Here is an 18,144-nt window from a genome sequence, read left to right on the forward strand (position 1 = left end):
CGCCGCGAGAGCCGGTCCGGCCCGGGCGCCGGCCGATCGAGGACCTCCGACTACTCCGCGGAGTCCTGACCGGAGCCGCTCTTGCCGCCCTCCTCGCCCCGGTCCTTCGCCGCGCCGCCGCCGAACACGGTCCGCAGGCGTCCGCCCAGGTCCCCGGCGAGGTCACCGGCCCCGCCGGCTATGTCACCGACGAGCTTGACCAGCGGATCCTTGCTGTCCCTCACCGTCTGCGCGTAGTGCCCGGCCGACTCACGGAAGGAGTCCGTGACCGAGGTGTCTTTATCCTCCGAGCGCTTCGGGTAGTGGCCGTCCATCAGCCGCTGGTGGTCCCGGCTCTCCGACCACTTCTTCAGCTCGGCCGCCCGGACTGTGGTGAACGGGTGCGAGCGCGGCAGCACGTTGAGGATCTTCAGGACCGAGTCCCGCAGGTCACCGGCCTTCTCGTACTCGTCCGCCTGGGCGAGGAAGGCGTCCACGTTCATCTCGTGCAGGTGGTTGCCGCCGGCGAGCTTCATCAGCCCCCGCATCGAGGCGTGCAGGTCCTGTCCCACCAGCAGGCCGGCCCGGTCGGCCGACAGCTCCGACTTGCGGAACCACTCGCGCAGCGCGGTCACGATCGCCGTCACCGCCACGTTCCCCAGCGGGATCCACGCCACCTTCAGCGCCACGTTCGTGAGGAAGAGCAGCACCGTCCGGTAGACCGCGTGCCCCGACAGGGCGTGACCGACCTCGTGGCCGACCACCGCCCGCATCTCCTCCTCGTCGAGCAGCTCGACGAGCCCCGTGGTCAGCACGATCACCGGCTCGTCCAGGCCCACGCACATCGCGTTCGGCACCGGGTTCTGCGTGACGTACATCGGCGGGACCTTGTCCAGGTCGAGGATGTAGCAGGCGTCCCGCAGCATGTCGTGGAGGTGGGAGAACTGCGCGTCGCTCACCCGGACGGAGTCCGAGAGGTAGAGCAGTCGCAGGCTGCGCTCGGGCAGCAGTCCGCTGAGCGCCTTGAACACCGTGTCGAACCCGGTCAGCTTCCGCAGCGCCACCAGCGCCGAACGGTCCGCCGGGTGCTCGTACGCCCGGGAGGAGATGCCGGGGAACCGCTTGCGCTGCCTGCTCGGCACGCCGCCCCGCTGGTCCCCGCCGTGGTTGTCGGTCATGAACGCCCCCTGTCCATCCTTACGAGTCGGTACTCGTCCCCCTGACACGACCCACCCTAGGCGAGGGCGCTACCGTGTGCCGGGGGCCTGTGGACAACTCGGGCCCTGTGGACAACGAGGGAGTACGACCTCATGCCGGACATCGCCACGGCCACCGCCGCCCTCACCGCGACCGCCGCGGCGGCGCAGCAGGGCCCGGGCGACACCCTCCGCATCGTCCTGCTGGTCTCCATGGTCGGCGGCGCCCTCCTCGCCTGGTTCCTGCTCCGCGGCTACGGCGGCGGGACCCCGGACGACGCCACCGCCGAGAGCGCCGGCAAGGCCACCGGAGAGACCTCCGACGGGACCCCCGGAGAGGCCGCCGCCGGGACGGCCGGCCGGCCCGCCGGCGCCGCCGCGCGAGGGGCGTCAGGGGACGCCGGGGACGCCAACGCCTGAGTCGGCGTGAGAGAGCCGGGACCGCCCGCATACGATGTGCGCGAAGTCTCCGCTCCCACCCCCGATCGGATAGGTCTGCCGAAGATGAGCCTCCACAGCACCGCCGCCAACCTCGTCACGCTTGCTTCCGAGGGCGCCGAGCACGGTGGCAACCACGACAGCCTCAACCCGTACGTCACGGGCGGCGGCGCCTTCATCGCGCTGATGCTCCTGCTCTGGATCACCACCCGCTTCAACCGCGACCGCTGAGCCGGACGCCGACCGGGAGGCCGCTGATCCGGCGCCCGCCGCCGTGCCAGTAGGCTCTGCACGCATGGGAGAGCAGGAAGTGCCTACCGGCGGCCGCGGCAAGCGCCGCCTCGGCGTGATGGGCGGGACGTTCGACCCGATCCACCACGGACACCTGGTGGCGGCCAGCGAGGTCGCCGCCCTGTTCCACCTGGACGAGGTGGTGTTCGTACCGACCGGTGAACCGTGGCAGAAGAGCCACAAGGCCGTCTCGCCCGCCGAGGACCGCTACCTGATGACGGTCATCGCCACCGCCTCCAACCCGCAGTTCTCGGTCAGCCGCATCGACATCGACCGCGGCGGCGCCACCTACACCATCGACACCCTGAGGGACCTGAGCTCCCTCAACGCCGACGCCGACCTGTTCTTCATCACCGGGGCCGACGCGCTCTCGCAGATCCTCACCTGGCGCGACGCGGAGGAGCTCTTCGCCCTCGCCCACTTCATCGGCGTCACCCGACCGGGCCACGACCTCACCGACGACGGGCTGCCCAAGGGCGGAGTCTCCCTCGTCGAGATCCCCGCCCTCGCCATCTCGTCCACCGACTGCCGCGCCCGGGTCGCGAAGGGCGACCCCGTCTGGTACCTCGTCCCGGACGGCGTGGTCCGCTACATCGACAAGCGCCAGCTGTACCGCGGCGAGTGAGTCCCGGGGAGGGGCACCGGTGAACGATCAGCAGAACCCGTACGACCCGTACCAGCCGCAGCCGCAGATCATCGGCTACGACGCGTACGGGCAGCCGGTGTACCAGCAGCAGGCCCAGGCCCCGCAGCAGGCCGCGTACGACCCGTACGCGGGACAGCAGCAGGCGTACGGCTACGACCCCTACGCCCAGCCCCAGGCCCCGCAGCAGCCCCAGCCCCCCCAGCAGCCCTCGTACGACGCCTACCAGGGCGGGCAGCCCCAGGGCGGCTACGCCCAGCCCTCCTACGACCCGTACGACACCTACGGCGGTGCCGGGCAGCAGCAGTGGCAGGCCGCAGAGCCCGCGGCGCCCGTCGCCGCGGCCCCCGCCGGGGTCCCCGGCCAGCGGCCCGCCCCCGAGCCGCCCGCCACCCCCAGGACGCCCCGCCGGCCCGACGTCGGCGCCGACGACGCCAAGGACTACCGGACCGAGCAGTTCTCCTTCATCGAGGAGCCCGACGAGGACTCCGAGGACGTCATCGACTGGCTCAAGTTCACCGAGAGCCGGTCGGAGCGCCGTGAGGAGGCCCGCCGCCGCGGCCGCAACCGGGTGATCGCCCTCGTCGTCGTCCTCGTCCTCGCCGTCGTGGGCGGTGTGGGCTACCTGTGGTCGGCCGGTCTGCTCCCCGGCACCGGCGACACCGGGAAGCCGGGCCAGAACGCCGCCACCGGACCGCAGCAGCGCGCCACCATCGTGCTCCACCTCCACGACCTCAAGGGCGGCGGCACCTCCACCGCCCTCCTCGTGGACAACTCCACCACCAAGCAGGGCACCACCGTCCTGCTGCCCAACGCGCTCGCCGTCGCCGACAGCGAAGGCGCCGCCACCACCCTCGGCAAGTCCGTCGAGGAGGACGGCTCCAGCGGGACCCGCGAAGCCCTCGACACCCTCCTCGGCGCCAAGATCGCCGGCACCTGGCGCCTGGACACGCCGTACCTGGAGAACCTCGTCGAGTACCTCGGCGGCATCGAGGTCGACACCGACGCGACCGTCCCCGACCCCAAGGGCAAGAAGGGCGCCGACCCGCTCGTCGCCAAGGGCGAGCAGCAGACCCTCAACGGCCGCGCCGCCGTCGCCTACGCCACCCACAGGGCCTCCGGCGAGGCCGAGGCCAAGCAGCTCCAGCGCTTCGGCCAGGTCGTCGGCGGCATGCTCCGCAAGATGCCCAGCGACGCGGCGAACGCCGCGGCCGCCATCGAGTACCTCCAGCAGATCGCCGACCCGTCCCTCCCCGAGAAGGACCTCGCCGCCTCCCTCGCCAAGCTCGCCGAGCACGCCAAGACCGGCGCCTTCAAGACGGCGCTGCTCCCGGTCGGCGAGGACGGCTCGCTCGCCGACGGCGCAGGCGACAGCGTGGTCAAGGACATCCTCGGCGGCAAGGTCACGGCCCTCGACGCCGGCGGAGTGCCGCGCGTCTCGATCAAGGACGGAACCGGCGAGGACGCCGTCGAGGCGGCCAAGATCGTCCTGATCAACGGCGGCTACGCCTTCGTCGGCGGGACCAAGGCCGAGAGCCGGGCGAAGTCCGAGATCGTCTACGGCGACGACGCGCAGAAGGCCACGGCCGTCGAGGTCGCCAAGACCCTCGGTCTGCCAGAGGACTCGGTGACCAAGGGCAAGCCCGCCGGCACCGCCGCGGTCACCGTCGTCCTCGGCCGGGACTACGAGATTCCGGGCGCCTCGTAATCGTTTGCGGGACCGTCGGCGGTCCGTGAGACCCTGGAGGGGTACCTGACCGCCGACGAAAGCCTGCTTGTGACCGCCACGGATCGCTCCATCGAGCTCGTCAACGCCGCCGCCCAGGCGGCGGCCGACCGGCTCGCGCACGACATCATCGCGTACGACGTCAGCGACGTGCTGTCGATCACCGACGCCTTCCTGCTCGCCTCCGCGCCCAACGACCGCCAGGTCAAGTCGATCGTCGACGAGATCGAGGAGCGGCTCCAGAAGGAGCTCGGCGCCAAGCCGGTGCGCCGCGAGGGCGACCGGGACGCCCGCTGGATCCTCCTGGACTACGTCGACATTGTCGTCCACGTGCAGCACAGCGAGGAGCGGGTCTTCTACGCCCTCGAGCGGCTGTGGAAGGACTGCCCCGAGCTCCCGCTGCCCGAGGACGCCGTCAAGACCCGCGGCAAGGCCGCCGAGCACGCCGAGCTGACCGGCGCCGACAGGGCGGACGGTGAGCTGAGCTGAGCGCCGCCAAGGGCGGCACCGGCCGCCGTATCGTCCTGTGGCGCCACGGCCAGACGTCCTGGAACCTGGAGCGCCGCTTCCAGGGCTCGACCGACATCGAGCTCACGGAAGCCGGCGTCCACCAGGCCCGCCGGGCCGCCCGGCTGCTCGCCGCCCTCCGGCCCGACGCGATCGTCGCCTCCGACCTGAAGCGGACGGCGGCCACGGCCGCCGAGCTGGCCGCGCTGACCGGACTGGCCGTCGCCCACGACGCCGCGCTGCGCGAGACGTACGCGGGGGAGTGGCAGGGGCTCACGCACGACGAGATCGTCGCGCGCTTCGGCGACCAGTACGCCGCCTGGAAGCGCGGCGAGCCCGTGCGCAGGGGCGGCGGCGAGCTGGAGACCGAGGTGGCCGACCGGGCCGCTCCGGTGATCCTGGAGCACGCCGACAAGCTCCCGCAGGACGGCACCCTGGTCGTGGTCAGCCACGGCGGCACCATCAGGACCGCCATCGGCCGCCTCCTCGGCCTGGAGCCGCACCACTGGGAGGGCCTCGGCGGCCTCTCGAACTGCTCCTGGTCCGTCCTCGGCCAGGGCGCGCGCGGCTGGCGCCTGATGGAGCACAACGCCGGCTCGCTGCCCGAGCCGGTTCTCGGCGACGACACCTGACACACCCCGGGCGTCCGCCCGGGGCCCGGATTTCACTTTCCGGCAGGTCACCGGCTAAAGTTCTTCTTGTTCGCAGCGCCGAGCGCGAAGAACACGAGGGGCTATAGCTCAGTTGGTAGAGCGCCTGCATGGCATGCAGGAGGTCAGGAGTTCAATTCTCCTTAGCTCCACAGTCACCGGATCCCGTCCTCCTGCACAGGAGGGCGGGATCTGTTGTTTTGTCACTTCTGGGCGGCCGCCCGGCCATGGCAGAATCGGACGGCCGGAGGGGGAACCAGGTCCGGACGGGAGGGTGGCCTTTGGGTGCGCACAGGCGGAAGTGCGACTGGTGCGGCAGCGGCACGCCCATCGTGCGGGACATGGACCCCGTCAACCCCGACTTCCAGTACTGGTGCGAGGAGTGCGCGCGGGCGCTGATCATAAAGGGCGACCCGATCGAGACCTACCGCGAACTCGAGGGGGAGCCGATCTACGGCCGGCTCCTCGACGAGCACTGCACCCTCAAGCGGTTCTACTCCTTCGCCACGGCCTGAGGCTCCCGGACCACGACGGCCTCCCGCCGCGGGTTCGGGATGTGGGGCCGGCTCGTCGCCCGCCACCGCGTCAGCGCATAGCCGGTGAGGACCGCCATGGCCGTGAGCGGGTAGACCGCCGACAGCAGCATCTGACCCGCGTTCTGGTCGAGTTCGGGACGGCCCGGGTCGTGCGGCACCCACCACAGCGCGAACGAGGCGAAGGCCAGCCCCACGGCGCCCGTCGTGAGCCACGCGCGCGTGGCGCGGTCGTGCAGCAGGATCAGCAGCGGCACGCACCAGACCCAGTGGTGGGACCAGGAGATCGGGGAGACCATCAGCGCCGTGAACGCGGTGACGACCACGGCCACCGCCTTGTCGCCGCGCACCGCCGCCCGGATCGCGAGCGCCATCGCCGCGCCGCCCAGCAGCACCGCCGCGGCCAGCCACCACAGCCCGGGCGCGTCCGTGTGCATCAGCCGGGCGAGCACCCCGCTGAGCGACTGGTTCGCCGTCTCCTCCTTGTGGCCCACCCGGCCGGTCTCGAACAGCGTCCGGGTCCAGAAGGTCTTCGAGTCCGCCGGCAGCGCCACCACCATGGCCAGCGTCGTGACCAGGAAGGCGCCGGTCGCGGTCAGCGCGGTGCGCAGCCACTGGTTCATCCCCCGGTCGCGCCGCCACAGCAGCAGGCCCGCGGCGAGGAGCAGCACCACGAAGAGTCCGGGTGTGAGTTTCACCGCGGTCGCCAGGCCGATGCCGAGGCCGGCCCACCGGCTGCCCTCGCGGCGCGTGAGGTCCCACAGCACAGCCACCGCGACCAGCAGGTTGATCTGCCCGTACCGCAGGGTCGTCCACACCGGTTCGCACCAGACGAGCACCGCCGCCACCCACAGTGCCGTACGCCACAGGTCGGCCCGGCGCCCCGGCGCGGCGAGCGCCGGGCGGACCAGCTGGAGCGACAGCCGCACCAGGGCCACGACGAGCAGCAGGTTCCCGGCCGTGGAGAGCGTCCGCATGAGCGGGACGTCCACCAGGGTCAGCGGCAGGAACAGCGCGGCGGCGAACGGCGGATAGGTCATCGCCAGGTTCGCCGAGGTGGCGCGCATCGCGTACAGATCGCCGCCGGCCCGCAGCGTCTCCGCCTCGGCCCGGTAGACCATCACGTCGAGCATGTTCACGTGGGCTACGCGCTGCGCCACCCAGAAGGCGGCGAACGAGATCAGGCAGGTCGCCGCGGCGGCGACCAGGGGCCACGGCCGGGCGCGGGACGGGGAAGGCGCGGAGGGGGACACAGGGGGCGACCCTACCCGGAGCCTCCGACAGCACCCGAGAAACGGATTTGGAGTTCTGCCCGACGGCCGGTTACTGTTCTGTCCGTCGCCGCGAGGAAGCCCTGAGAGGGAGCCGGGCGGAGACGATCTTGAGGGGCTATAGCTCAGTTGGTAGAGCGCCTGCATGGCATGCAGGAGGTCAGGAGTTCAATTCTCCTTAGCTCCACAGAAGGCAGACGGGCCATCCATGACCGGATGGCTCTCCGCACTTCTGCGGTAAGCTGAACGCCGCACACGAGGGGCTATAGCTCAGTTGGTAGAGCGCCTGCATGGCATGCAGGAGGTCAGGAGTTCAATTCTCCTTAGCTCCACAGAAGAAGCGGGTCATCCACATCGGATGGCCCGCTTCGTCGTTCCCGCCACCCCCTGGACATCGACGCGGCCCCTGTGGGCGCTGCGGTACCCTGGCGCCATGCGTGCCGTACGCCTCCTGCTTATCGAGCCGCGCTGATCAGTCCCGACGGGCGGAAGAGACCCCGTCGGAGTCGGCGCGGCGTCCCCTCCTGTGCGAGGGGATTTTTCATTTCGTGGCAGTTCGTGGCAGTGGGCAGAGACGATCGATGGAGCTTCTAGGACCATGACCGAGATCAACACGGCCGCCGAGACGGCGGCCCCGCATCGCTACACGGCGGCCATGGCCGCCGACATCGAGGCACGCTGGCAGGACGTATGGGACGCCGAGGGCACCTACGAGGCGCCGAACCCCTCCGGTGACCTGGCGGGCGACCCCGAGCTCGCCGCCCGGCCCAAGAAGTTCATCATGGACATGTTCCCGTACCCCTCGGGTGCGGGCCTCCACGTCGGCCACCCGCTCGGCTACATCGCCACGGACGTCTTCGCCCGCCACGCGCGCATGAGCGGTCACAACGTGCTCCACACCCTCGGCTTCGACGCCTTCGGCCTGCCCGCCGAGCAGTACGCCGTGCAGACCGGCACGCACCCCCGCGTGTCCACCGAGGCCAACATGGAGAACATGAAGGCCCAGCTGCGCCGGCTGGGCCTCGGCCACGACAAGCGCCGGTCCTTCGCCACGATCGACCCGGACTACTACAAGTGGACCCAGTGGATCTTCCTGCAGATCTACAACTCCTGGTACGACACCGAGGCCGCGAAGGCCCGCCCGATCGCCGAGCTGATCGAGCAGTTTGAGAACGGCACCCGTGAGATTCCGGGCGCCACGCGCGCGTGGGGCGAGCTGAGCTCCGCCGAGCGCGCCGACGTCCTGGGCGAGTACCGCCTGGCGTACGCCTCCGACGCCCCGGTCAACTGGTGTCCCGGCCTGGGCACCGTCCTCGCCAACGAGGAGGTCACCGCCGACGGCCGCTCCGAGCGCGGCAACTTCCCCGTCTTCAAGGCCAAGCTGCGCCAGTGGAACATGCGCATCACCGCCTACGCGGACCGCCTGCTGGACGACCTCGACGGCCTGGACTGGCCCGAGGCCATCAAGCTGCAGCAGCGCAACTGGATCGGCCGCTCCGAGGGCGCCCGCGTCGACTTCCAGGTCGGCGACACCGGCGCCATCACCGTCTTCACCACCCGCCAGGACACCCTGTTCGGCGCCACCTACATGGTCCTGGCCCCCGAGCACGACCTGGTCGAGAAGATCGTCCCGGCCGAGTGGCCCGAGGGCACCCACGCGGTGTGGACCGGCGGGCACGCCACTCCCGCCGAGGCCGTCGACGCCTACCGCAAGCAGGCCGCCTCCAAGTCCGACGTCGAGCGGCAGGCCGACGCCAAGGAGAAGACCGGCGTCTTCACCGGCGCGTACGCGACCAACCCGGTCAGCGGCGACCGGGTCCCCGTCTTCATCGCGGACTATGTCCTCATGGGCTACGGGACCGGCGCCATCATGGCCGTCCCCGCCCACGACGCCCGCGACTTCGCCTTCGCCCGCGCCTTCGAGCTGCCGATGCGCTGCGTCGTCGAGCCGAGCGACGACCGCGGCACCGACCCGTCCACCTGGGACGACGCCTTCTCCTCGTACGAGGCGAAGCTGGTCGGCTCCGCCAACGACGAGATCTCCCTGGACGGCCTGGGCGTCGTCGAGGCGAAGGCGAAGATCACCGACTGGCTGGCCGCCCGCGGCATCGGCGAGGGCACCGTCAACTTCCGCCTCCGCGACTGGCTGTTCAGCCGTCAGCGGTACTGGGGCGAGCCCTTCCCGATCGTCTACGACGAGGACGGCGTCGCCCACGCGCTGCCGGAGTCGATGCTCCCGCTGGAGCTGCCCGAGGTCGAGGACTACTCGCCGCGGACCTTCGACCCGGACGACGCCGACACCCAGCCCGAGACCCCGCTCTCCCGCAACGACGAGTGGGTCCACGTCACCCTCGACCTGGGCGACGGGCCGAAGAAGTACCGCCGCGAGACCAACACCATGCCCAACTGGGCCGGTTCCTGCTGGTACGAGCTGCGCTACCTGGACCCGCACAACGACGAGAAGCTCGTCGACCCGGCCATCGAGCAGTACTGGATGGGCCCGCGCGAGGGCATGCCCACCGGCGGTGTCGACCTCTACGTCGGCGGCGCCGAGCATGCCGTGCTGCACCTGCTGTACGCCCGCTTCTGGTCGAAGGTCCTCTTCGACCTGGGCCACGTGTCCTCGGCCGAGCCCTTCCACAAGCTCTACAACCAGGGCATGATCCAGGCCTTCGTCTACCGCGACGCCCGCGGCATCGCCGTGCCGGCCGCCGAGGTCGAGGAGCGCGACGGCGCCTACTGGTACGAGGGCGAGAAGGTCAGCCGCGTCCTCGGCAAGATGGGCAAGTCCCTGAAGAACGCCGTCACGCCGGACGAAATCTGCGGCGAGTACGGCGCCGACACCCTGCGCCTCTACGAGATGGCGATGGGCCCGCTGGACGTCTCCCGCCCGTGGGACACCCGCGCCGTCGTCGGCCAGTACCGCCTGCTCCAGCGGCTGTGGCGGAACATCGTCGACGAGGCGACCGGCGAGGTCACCGTCGCCGACACCACGCCCGACGACGACACCCTGCGCGCCCTGCACAAGGCGATCGACGGCGTCTCCCAGGACATGGCCGCGATGCGCTTCAACACCGCCATCGCCAAGATCACCGAGCTGAACAACCACCTCACCAAGGGCGGCGGCTCGCTCCCCCGCCCGGTCGCCGAACAGCTTGTCCTGCTGGTCGCCCCGCTCGCCCCGCACATCGCGGAGGAGCTGTGGCACCGCCTCGGCCACACCGACTCGGTCGTCCACCAGGACTTCCCGGTCGCCGACCCGGCCTACGTGGTGGACGAGACCGTGACCTGCGTCGTGCAGATCAAGGGCAAGGTCAAGGCCCGCCTGGAGGTCTCCCCGTCGATCTCCGACGCCGATCTGGAGGCGCTGGCGCTGGCCGACCCGCACGTCGTCACGGCCCTCGGCGGCGCCGAGATCCGCAAGGTGATCGTGCGCGCGCCGAAGCTGGTGAACATCGTGGCCTGAGTGCCGCGGCGGGATGAGGGGTTTCCCCTACGGGCAGGTTGGGGGTTCCGATGGAACCTCCGGCCTGCCCTTTCCGTTTACGGTGGAAGGACCACAGCCGTGGGACGCCGCCGGAGCCTGAGGAGCGACGCACATGGAAGCCGCGATTGTCACGATCCTGGCGCTTCTCATCCTTTCCTTCGTGGCGCTCGGGGTCTACGCCACCGTGAAGGTGGCCAAGGCCACCAAGCGCGGAGTCGACCGCACCCTCGACCAGGCCCGCCGCACGGTCGAGGACACGACCCTGCGGGCCAAGAGCTTCGGCCAGGCCGGAGTCGCCGCCGAGCTGGCCAAGCTGCGGCTCTCGCTCCGCACCTCGATGCGCGCCACCCAGGACGCCCTCCAGGCGGGGGCCGTGGAGGACGCCTCGCTGCGCGAGTCGCTCGACCTCTTCGCCCGGCTCAGCGCGCACGGCCGCGAGCTGGACGAGGACCTCAAGCGCCTGGAGCGGGAGCCGGACAAGGCGTACGTGTCCGGGCAGCTGCCCGCGCTGACCGAGCGGACCGAGCGGATCACCGGCTCGGCGGAAGCACTGCGGCGGGCCGCCCGCGACCGGGCCCGGCGCTTCGCCGAGGACGACCTGGACACCCTGAGCGCCCAGATCGACGTGGAGGCGGGCGCGCTGCGCCACTGGACCACCACCGACCCGGACACGACCGCGCAGGACCCCGCGCAGCCGGCCTGGTACGAGTCGGCGCCCGGGCCGGCGAGCCGGCCGCAGGCGCGGTCCGAGGAGCAGCCCCAGGCCGCTGAGGGACCGCAGGCGATCACCGCGCCCGACCCCCGCGCGGCGGCGTACCCGTGGGAGAAGACGGCCCGCCCGGAGTCCGCCGGCTGACGGCCGGGACTCGGCCGCCGACCCTGTCCGCCGACCTTGTGCGCCGACCCTGTGCGGGGCCGACGGCGGGCTGTCCCCAGGTCTGCCGGCCGAGGCGTCTGCGGGGCCGGGGTGACCTGTTTGCGGGGTCGGGGCTCGGCGTCTGCGGGGCCGGGGTGGCGTGCTTGCGGGGTCGGGGTGTCTCGTTTGCGGGCCGGGGTGAGGGGTGTACGGGGCCGGGGTGAGGTGTTCGCGGGGCTTCTTCGGGGCTTCTGTGGGATCTTCGGACCGGGTGTGACCGGGGCCGGGCTGCCGAGCGGCGGTCGTGGCGGGTAACCTCCCGCTCATGTCCCGGCATGTCGCGATCGTCACCGATTCCACGGCCTACCTGCCACCCCAGACGATGGAGCGGCACGCCATCACCGCGGTCCCGCTGACCGTCGTCATCGGCGACCGCGCCCTCCTGGAGGGCACCGAGATCTCCGCCAGATCGCTCGCCGAGGCGCTGCAGAAGCGGCGGTCCGTCACCACCTCCCGGCCCAGCCCCGAGGTCTTCGCCGCCACCTACCGCGAGGCCGCGGAGGCCGGTGCGCGCGGGATCGTCTCCCTCCACCTCTCCGCCGAGGTCTCCGGCACCTACGACGCCGCCGTGCTCGCGGCGAAGGACGCCCCCGTACCCGTACGGGTCGTGGACACGCGCATGATCGGCATGGCCCTCGGATTCTGCGCCCTCGCGGCGGCTGAGGTCGTGGAGGCCGGCGGCTCGCTCGACGAGGCCGTGGCGGCGGCCGAGAAGCGCGCCGGGAACACCTCCGCCTACTTCTACGTCGACACGCTCGACTACCTGCGCCGGGGCGGACGGATCGGGACCGCCCAGGCGCTGCTCGGCTCCGCGCTCGCGGTGAAGCCGCTCCTCGAACTCGACGGCGGCCGCATCGAACTGCGGGAGAAGGTACGCACCGCCTCGAAGGCGATCGCGCGGCTGGAGGAACTGGCGGTGGAACAGGCCGGCTCCGGTCCCGTCGACGTCGCCGTCCACCACCTCTCCGCGCCCGAGCGGGCAGAAACGCTCGCCGAACGCCTCAGGGAACGGGTGCCCGGCCTCGCCGAGCTGCACGTCAGCGAGGTCGGCGCGGTCATCGGCGCGCACACCGGGCCAGGGCTGCTCGCGGTGGTCGTCTCGCCGCGCTGAGCCAGGAGCTCTCACCCTTGTGGGTGAGGGAGTTGTCCACAGACGCGTCGTTCTCCACGGAAGCCGGAGGGCGACGGCACGGGGTCGTCCCGGTCTCTACCGTCGCTGACATGGATCTTCGTACGGCTTCTTCGCCTTCATCGGTTTCTTCCTCCTCTCCGGCCGCGTCGCGTTCGCGTTCCTCGTCCTTGTCCTTGTCCTTGTCCTCGTCCTCCGCCTCCTCGCGGACCGGGCCCGAATCCGGGGCGCCCCGTCGGGGTGCCCCGCCGGGACGGGCCCGGCGGCGGGTACGGGTCCGGCGGGTTCCCGTGCCGCCGGGGCCCGGCGGGGGCGGGGCAGGCGTCGTACGGGAGCGGGGGGACGCGCTGTTCCCGCCTGCCGTGCCCGCCGCGCCGGATCCGGTGGTGGTGGTCGAGGAGAGGGCGCCCGTCGGCGCGGGGGAGCGGCGGTGGCGGGCCGCGGTGCGTGAGCGGTTGCCGCTGTGGGTGCAGACGCGGTGCGGGCTCGAACCGAGGTCACTGGCGGCGCTCGGCGTGGTCCTGGTGGTGGCCGTCTGCGCTGCCGGCGGCTTCTTCTGGGCGGGTCGGCCGGAGCCGGTGCGCGCCCCGGAGATGGTGGGCGCCGCGCCGGTCGCCGTCTCGCCTTCGACGCCGGGATCAGGGACGAAGGCCGCGTCCGGCGCTCCGTCCCCCACGGCGGAGGTCGTCGTGGACGTGGGAGGGAAGGTCCGCAGGCCGGGGGTGCTGACGTTGCCGGCCGGGTCGCGGGTCGCGGACGCGCTGCGGGCCGCCGGAGGGGTGCGGGCGGGCGCGGATCTGACGGGGCTCAACCGGGCCCGGGTCCTCTTCGACGGGGAGCAGGTGCTCGTCGGGATTCCGGGCGCGGGAGCCCCGGGTGCGGGGGCCGCCGGGGCTTCGGGCGGTGGAGGATCGGGGGTCGGGCTGGGCGCGAGTGGTGTGCCGTTGAGCCTCAACACGGCGACGGCCGAGCAGTTCGACGGACTGCCGGGCGTGGGGCCGGTGCTGGCCCGGCGGATCGTCGACCACCGCACGGAACGCGGGGGATTCCGTGCGGTGGAGGAGCTGCGCGAGGTCGACGGCATCGGCGAGCGGCGTTACGCGGACCTTCAGCCGCTGGTGCGGCCGTGAACCGGGCCGGGCCGGTGGCGGACGGGCTCCGCGAGGACGAGACGCGGCCGGACGACGGGACTCGGCAGCCTGGAGAGGGGACGCGGCACGGGGAGGGGGCGCGGTTCGAGGAGGAAGTCGATCTGAGGCTCGTTCCGCCCGCGCTCGCGGCCTGGGCGGCAGCGGCCGCGGCCCTGGGCGTGGCCGGCTGGTGGACGGTCGCGGGCGTCGGGCTGTGCCTGGCCGGGGCGGTGGCGGTGCTGACGCCTGCCGTGGCGCGACGGCTGACCGGGGGCCGGGATCCCGCCGCTTCGGGCGAGGGGCCGGGTGACGTTCGGGGCCTGGGTCGGGGTCGGGCGAGGGTGCCCGGATGGCGGTTGAGGGCCACCGCCTGGGCCGGGGTGCTGCTGTGCGCCGCGGCGGGGGCGGCTTCGGCGGGGCTGCACGCGGCGGACCTTCGGCGGGGGCCGGTGCCGGTCCTGGCCCAGGAGTACGGCAGGGCCTGGGTGGAGGTCACGGTGACCTCGGACCCGAGGCTGACCCGACCCCGGGTGAGCGGTAGGGCGATGGTGCCGGTGTCGGTGGTGATGGACGCGGAGGTGGTGCGGGTGGAGGTGAAGGGCGGTTCGGCCGTGCGGACCCGGGCGCCGGTGCTGCTGATCGTGCCGCCGGGGGAGGGGCGGGACGCGTGGCTGGGGCTGCTGCCGTCCACCCGGCTGCGGGTCGGCGCCCGCTTTGCGCCGCCCGGGGACCCGGGGGACCCGTACGCGGCCGTGCTCAAGGCCCGGGCGGGTCCGCCGCGGATCGTGGGGCCGCCGAGCGCGCTCCAGCGGACCGCGGGGGAGCTCAGGGCCGGGCTCAGGGCGGCGACCGACGGGCTCGCCCCCGACGCGCGGGCGCTGCTCCCCGGCCTGGTCGTCGGGGACACCTCCCGGATCGGCACCGAACTGCGGGACGCCTTCACGGCCACCGACCTCACGCACCTTTTGGCTGTGTCGGGCAGCAACCTCTCGATCGTGTTGCTCCTGCTCGTGGGGCCGCCGGGGCGGGCTCGGCAGGTCGAGCGGGGCGGGCTCGCCCCGCGGATCGGGCTCTCGCTGCGGGGGACCGCGGTGGCGGGAGCGGGGCTCACGCTGGCGTTCGTGGTGGTGTGCCGGCCGGAGCCGAGCGTGCTGCGGGCGGCGGCCTGCGGGCTGGTGGCGCTGCTGGCGATCGCCACCGGCCGCAGGCGGTCGCTGATCCCGGCGCTGGCCGGGGTGGTGCTGCTCCTGGTGCTGTACGACCCTTGGCTGGCGCGGAGTTACGGCTTCCTGTTGTCGGTGCTGGCCACCGGGGCGCTGCTGGTGGTGGCACCGGGGTGGAGCGACGGGCTGCGGCGGCGCGGGGTGCCGGGGCGGGTCGCGGAGGCGCTGGCCGCCGCGCTGGCGGCGCAGGCGGTGACCGCGCCGGTCGTGGTGGTCTTCGCGGGCCGGACGAGCCTGGTGGCGATCCCGGCGAACCTCTTCGCGGAGCTGGCGGTGGCGCCCGCGACGGTGTTCGGGTTCGTGGCGCTCGCGGTGGCGCCGGTGTGGGCCGGGGGCGCGAGCGCGGCGGCCTGGGTGGCGGGCTGGCCGGCCGGGTGGATCGCCTGGGTGGCCCGGGCGGGAGCGGAGCTGCCGGGTGCGGAGGTGGCGTGGCCCGGAGGCTGGTGGGGCGGGGCGGCGCTGGCGCTGCTCACGTGCGGGGTGGTGTCGGGGGTGCGGCGGCTGCGGCACCGGACCTGGCTGGTCGTCGGGGTGGCGGTGCTGCTGGTGCTTGTGGTGGTGCGGCCGGTGCCGCTGGTGCGGTGGGTGACCGGATGGCCACCGCCGGGCTGGGTGTTCGCGATGTGCCAGGTGGGGCAGGGCGACGCCGTGGTGCTCGCGGCGGGCGGAGGCGCGGGGGTGGTCGTGGACGCCGGGCCGGATCCGGCGGCGGTGGACGGCTGTCTGCGCGAACTCGGGGTGAGGAAGGTGCCGTTGCTGGTGCTGACCCACTTCCATGCCGACCATGTGGCCGGTCTGCCTGGGGTGTTGAAGGGGCGGTCCGTGGGGGCCATCCAGGTCACGGGACTCGACGAGCCGCCCGGGCAGGCGGAGTTCGTCCGGCGGGTGGCGGGGGCGGCGGGGGTGCCGGTGGTGCGGGCGGAGACGGGGGAGCGGCGGCGGGTCGGGGCGTTGGAGTGGCGGGTGCTGTGGCCGCCGGCCGGTCCGGGGCCGCCCGACGGTGGGCCGAACGACGTCAGTGTCACGCTCCTCGTCCGGGGCCCGGGCGGAGTGAGTGTGCTGCTCCTCGGGGATCTGGAGCCGCCGGCGCAGCGCGCCCTGTGGCAGGCCCATCCGGAGCTGGGCGCGGTGGACGTGCTGAAGGTGGCGCACCACGGGTCCGCGCACCAGGACCCGGGGCTGACCGCGAGGGTACGGCCGCGCCTCGCGCTCGTGTCGGCGGGGCGGGACAACCCGTACGGCCATCCGTCGCCGCGGACGCTGGCGGCGTTGCGGGCGGGCGGGGCGAGGGTGCTGCGGACCGACCGGGACGGGGCGATCGCGGTGGCGGGTGCGGGGAGCGGTCTGGTGGCCGTGGCGCGGGGGTGGTGAGCGGTGCCCCGCCGGTGCGGAAGCCCCTGGGGGCAGCTTCCGCGGGGACGCGCTGGTGCAGTGCTTATGAGGAATCGCTTGTAAAGAAACGCCGGCCCGACGAGCCCGCCCCGGCGCCCGTGGCGAAGGGGCACTTCACGGAGGGGATCCGCTGGGTGGTGAGAGAGCCGTCGATGCGGGCGCTCTTCGCCGCTGCCGGCCACATCCAGTTCTTCAACTTCATGTTCCACACCCTCTTCGTCCTCCACGTCACCAAGGGCCTCGGTCTGGGCGCGGGACTGCTCGGTCTGGTGCTCGGCACCGGGGCCGTCGGCGGCCTGCTCGGGGCGGCGTGCAGCGGAGCGGTCGTCCGCCGGATCGGCATCGGCGGCTCCCTCGTCGCCGGCACCCTGGGCTTCACCCTGCCCCTGGTCCTCATACCCGCCGCCGACGGGCCGCTGCCGCTCGTGGTGGGGGTGCTCTTCGCCGCCGAGTTCCTGTCCTGCGCCGGAGTGATGATCGTCGACGTGGCCGCCGGGTCCCTCCAGATGGCCCTCATACCCGAGACCATGCGGGCCCGGGTCATGGGCGCCTTCCGCACCCTCAACCACGGCTTCCGCCCGGTCGGCGCCCTCGTCGGCGGTGTGCTGGGCACGGCGATCGGCGTGCGCCCCACCCTGTGGGTCGCCACCGTCGGTGCCGTCTTCGCGGTCCTGTGGCTGCTGCCCTCACCACTCCGGCGGATGCGTGAACTACCCACCCGGGAGACGGAAGCGACCACCGCCACCCCCTGACGCCGCCCGCCCGGGCAGACTGCCCGTATGACCGATCATGAAGAGACCGCGGGACTGCCGGACGCCTCCGTGCGGCACTACCTGGAGCGCATCGGTGCCCGACGGCCGGACCGGGCCGACGCCGAGGCGCTGCGGGACCTCCACCTGAGGCACCTGCTCGCCGTGCCCTTCGAGAACCTTTCCATCCACCTCGGGCAGGACATCGTCCTCGACGAGAAGGCGCTGGTCGCCAAGGTGGTCGCGGCCCGGCGGGGCGGGTTCTGTTACGAGCTGAACGTCGCCTTCGCCGCGCTGCTCCGAGCGCTCGGCTACCGGGTCGAGCTGCTCCAGGCCCGGGTCCTCGGTCCGGACGGCCGGGTGGGGATCCCGTACGACCACATGGCCCTGCGGGTGGAGACCGCGGACGGGGAGCGGTGGCTGGCGGACGTGGGCTTCGGGGACCACAGCCACCATCCGCTCGCCTTCGACGAGCGCGGGGAGCAGCCCGACCCCTCGGGGACCTTCGTGATCGTCGAGGTCCCGGGGGCGGGCGGGGACCTCGACGTGGTGCGGGACGGCAAGCCGCAGTACCGGCTGGAGCAGCGGCCGCGGGAGCTCGCGGACTTCACCGCCGGCGCCTGGTACCACCGGACCTCGCCGGATTCCCACTTCACCCGCGGGGTGATCTGCTCGCTGCTCACCGAGGACGGCCGGGTCAGCATCGGCGGCCGGAAGCTGTACCGGACCGTGGCCGGCGAGCGCACCGAGCGGGAGTTCGGCACGGACGAGGAGCTGCGCGAGGCGTACCGGGCGCTCTTCGGCATCGTGCTCGACGAACTGCCGGTCGTACCGGTGCCCGGCAAGCAGAATCCGTAATTCGGACGCGTCGACAGGAAGAGTGC

The 18,144-nt window shown here is 72.8% G+C and carries 16 protein-coding genes and 3 tRNA genes; 17 read left to right on the top strand and 2 right to left on the bottom strand.

Going from position 1 to position 18,144, the window contains the following annotated elements; genetic code table 11:
• Window positions 1-50 precede the first annotated feature (50 nt).
• A complete protein-coding gene (locus ACF1BN_RS05695; RefSeq protein ID WP_392330291.1) occupies window positions 51-1,157 on the bottom strand; it encodes a M48 family metallopeptidase in 1,107 nt (368 codons plus the stop codon).
• Between the two features lie 132 nt (window positions 1,158-1,289).
• Here ACF1BN_RS05695 and ACF1BN_RS05700 point away from each other — a divergent pair, with 132 nt between their 5' ends.
• From ACF1BN_RS05700 to ACF1BN_RS05735, 8 genes are all read left to right on the top strand, one after another.
• Window positions 1,290-1,595 (top strand): hypothetical protein, encoded by a 306-nt coding sequence (locus tag ACF1BN_RS05700; protein WP_392330504.1) that lies wholly within the window; start codon window positions 1,290-1,292, stop codon window positions 1,593-1,595.
• A gap of 84 nt (window positions 1,596-1,679) precedes the next feature.
• Complete coding sequence (locus ACF1BN_RS05705; protein ID WP_189847634.1) at window positions 1,680-1,844, top strand: hypothetical protein; 165 nt, start codon at window positions 1,680-1,682, stop codon at window positions 1,842-1,844.
• Window positions 1,845-1,908: 64 nt separating this feature from the next.
• Window positions 1,909-2,529, top strand: coding sequence for a nicotinate-nucleotide adenylyltransferase (gene nadD, locus ACF1BN_RS05710; protein WP_392330292.1), 621 nt, complete (start codon window positions 1,909-1,911; stop codon window positions 2,527-2,529).
• Between the two features lie 19 nt (window positions 2,530-2,548).
• On the top strand, window positions 2,549-4,255 hold the full coding sequence (locus ACF1BN_RS05715; protein ID WP_392330293.1) for an LCP family protein: 1,707 nt from the start codon (window positions 2,549-2,551) through the stop codon (window positions 4,253-4,255).
• A 69-nt stretch (window positions 4,256-4,324) separates the two neighbouring features.
• Window positions 4,325-4,762: a ribosome silencing factor gene (gene rsfS / locus ACF1BN_RS05720; protein ID WP_360307388.1), complete on the top strand. Its 438-nt coding sequence runs from the start codon at window positions 4,325-4,327 to the stop codon at window positions 4,760-4,762.
• Window positions 4,759-5,412: a histidine phosphatase family protein gene (locus ACF1BN_RS05725; RefSeq protein ID WP_392330492.1), complete on the top strand. Its 654-nt coding sequence runs from the start codon at window positions 4,759-4,761 to the stop codon at window positions 5,410-5,412. Before rsfS ends, ACF1BN_RS05725 begins: the two co-directional genes overlap by 4 nt.
• Before the next feature lie 97 nt (window positions 5,413-5,509).
• Window positions 5,510-5,582: transfer RNA gene (locus ACF1BN_RS05730), tRNA-Ala, on the top strand.
• A 129-nt stretch (window positions 5,583-5,711) separates the two neighbouring features.
• The gene (locus ACF1BN_RS05735; RefSeq protein WP_030211122.1) at window positions 5,712-5,945 is read left to right on the top strand and encodes a hypothetical protein; all 234 of its coding nucleotides are present in this window, start codon (window positions 5,712-5,714) and stop codon (window positions 5,943-5,945) included.
• Here the strand turns inward: ACF1BN_RS05735 and ACF1BN_RS05740 are convergent.
• Window positions 5,924-7,216: a glycosyltransferase 87 family protein gene (locus tag ACF1BN_RS05740; RefSeq protein ID WP_392330294.1), complete on the bottom strand. Its 1,293-nt coding sequence runs from the start codon at window positions 7,214-7,216 to the stop codon at window positions 5,924-5,926. The two genes, ACF1BN_RS05735 and ACF1BN_RS05740, sit on opposite strands and share 22 nt — an antisense overlap.
• A gap of 132 nt (window positions 7,217-7,348) precedes the next feature.
• Between ACF1BN_RS05740 and ACF1BN_RS05745 the strand changes: the two genes are divergently transcribed.
• From ACF1BN_RS05745 to ACF1BN_RS05785, 9 genes are all read left to right on the top strand, one after another.
• A tRNA-Ala gene (locus ACF1BN_RS05745) sits at window positions 7,349-7,421 on the top strand.
• Window positions 7,422-7,493: 72 nt separating this feature from the next.
• Window positions 7,494-7,566, top strand: a tRNA-Ala gene (locus ACF1BN_RS05750).
• A 266-nt stretch (window positions 7,567-7,832) separates the two neighbouring features.
• Window positions 7,833-10,700 (top strand): leucine--tRNA ligase, encoded by a 2,868-nt coding sequence (gene leuS / locus ACF1BN_RS05755; RefSeq protein ID WP_392330295.1) that lies wholly within the window; start codon window positions 7,833-7,835, stop codon window positions 10,698-10,700.
• Window positions 10,701-10,833: 133 nt separating this feature from the next.
• Window positions 10,834-11,577: a hypothetical protein gene (locus ACF1BN_RS05760; RefSeq protein WP_392330296.1), complete on the top strand. Its 744-nt coding sequence runs from the start codon at window positions 10,834-10,836 to the stop codon at window positions 11,575-11,577.
• A 325-nt stretch (window positions 11,578-11,902) separates the two neighbouring features.
• The gene (locus ACF1BN_RS05765) at window positions 11,903-12,748 is read left to right on the top strand and encodes a DegV family protein (protein ID WP_392330297.1); all 846 of its coding nucleotides are present in this window, start codon (window positions 11,903-11,905) and stop codon (window positions 12,746-12,748) included.
• A gap of 380 nt (window positions 12,749-13,128) precedes the next feature.
• Window positions 13,129-13,896: a helix-hairpin-helix domain-containing protein gene (locus tag ACF1BN_RS05770; RefSeq protein ID WP_392330298.1), complete on the top strand. Its 768-nt coding sequence runs from the start codon at window positions 13,129-13,131 to the stop codon at window positions 13,894-13,896.
• A gap of 14 nt (window positions 13,897-13,910) precedes the next feature.
• Complete coding sequence (locus ACF1BN_RS05775) at window positions 13,911-16,490, top strand: ComEC/Rec2 family competence protein (protein WP_392330493.1); 2,580 nt, start codon at window positions 13,911-13,913, stop codon at window positions 16,488-16,490.
• A gap of 155 nt (window positions 16,491-16,645) precedes the next feature.
• The gene (locus ACF1BN_RS05780) at window positions 16,646-17,263 is read left to right on the top strand and encodes an MFS transporter (protein WP_392330299.1); all 618 of its coding nucleotides are present in this window, start codon (window positions 16,646-16,648) and stop codon (window positions 17,261-17,263) included.
• A gap of 27 nt (window positions 17,264-17,290) precedes the next feature.
• Entirely contained in the window at window positions 17,291-18,118 is an 828-nt protein-coding gene (locus tag ACF1BN_RS05785; RefSeq protein WP_392330300.1) for an arylamine N-acetyltransferase, read from the top strand.
• The last annotated feature ends 26 nt before the right edge of the window (window positions 18,119-18,144 follow it).

The organism is Streptomyces sp. NPDC014861, from assembly GCF_043081625.1.
Lineage (GTDB): Bacteria > Actinomycetota > Actinomycetes > Streptomycetales > Streptomycetaceae > Streptomyces.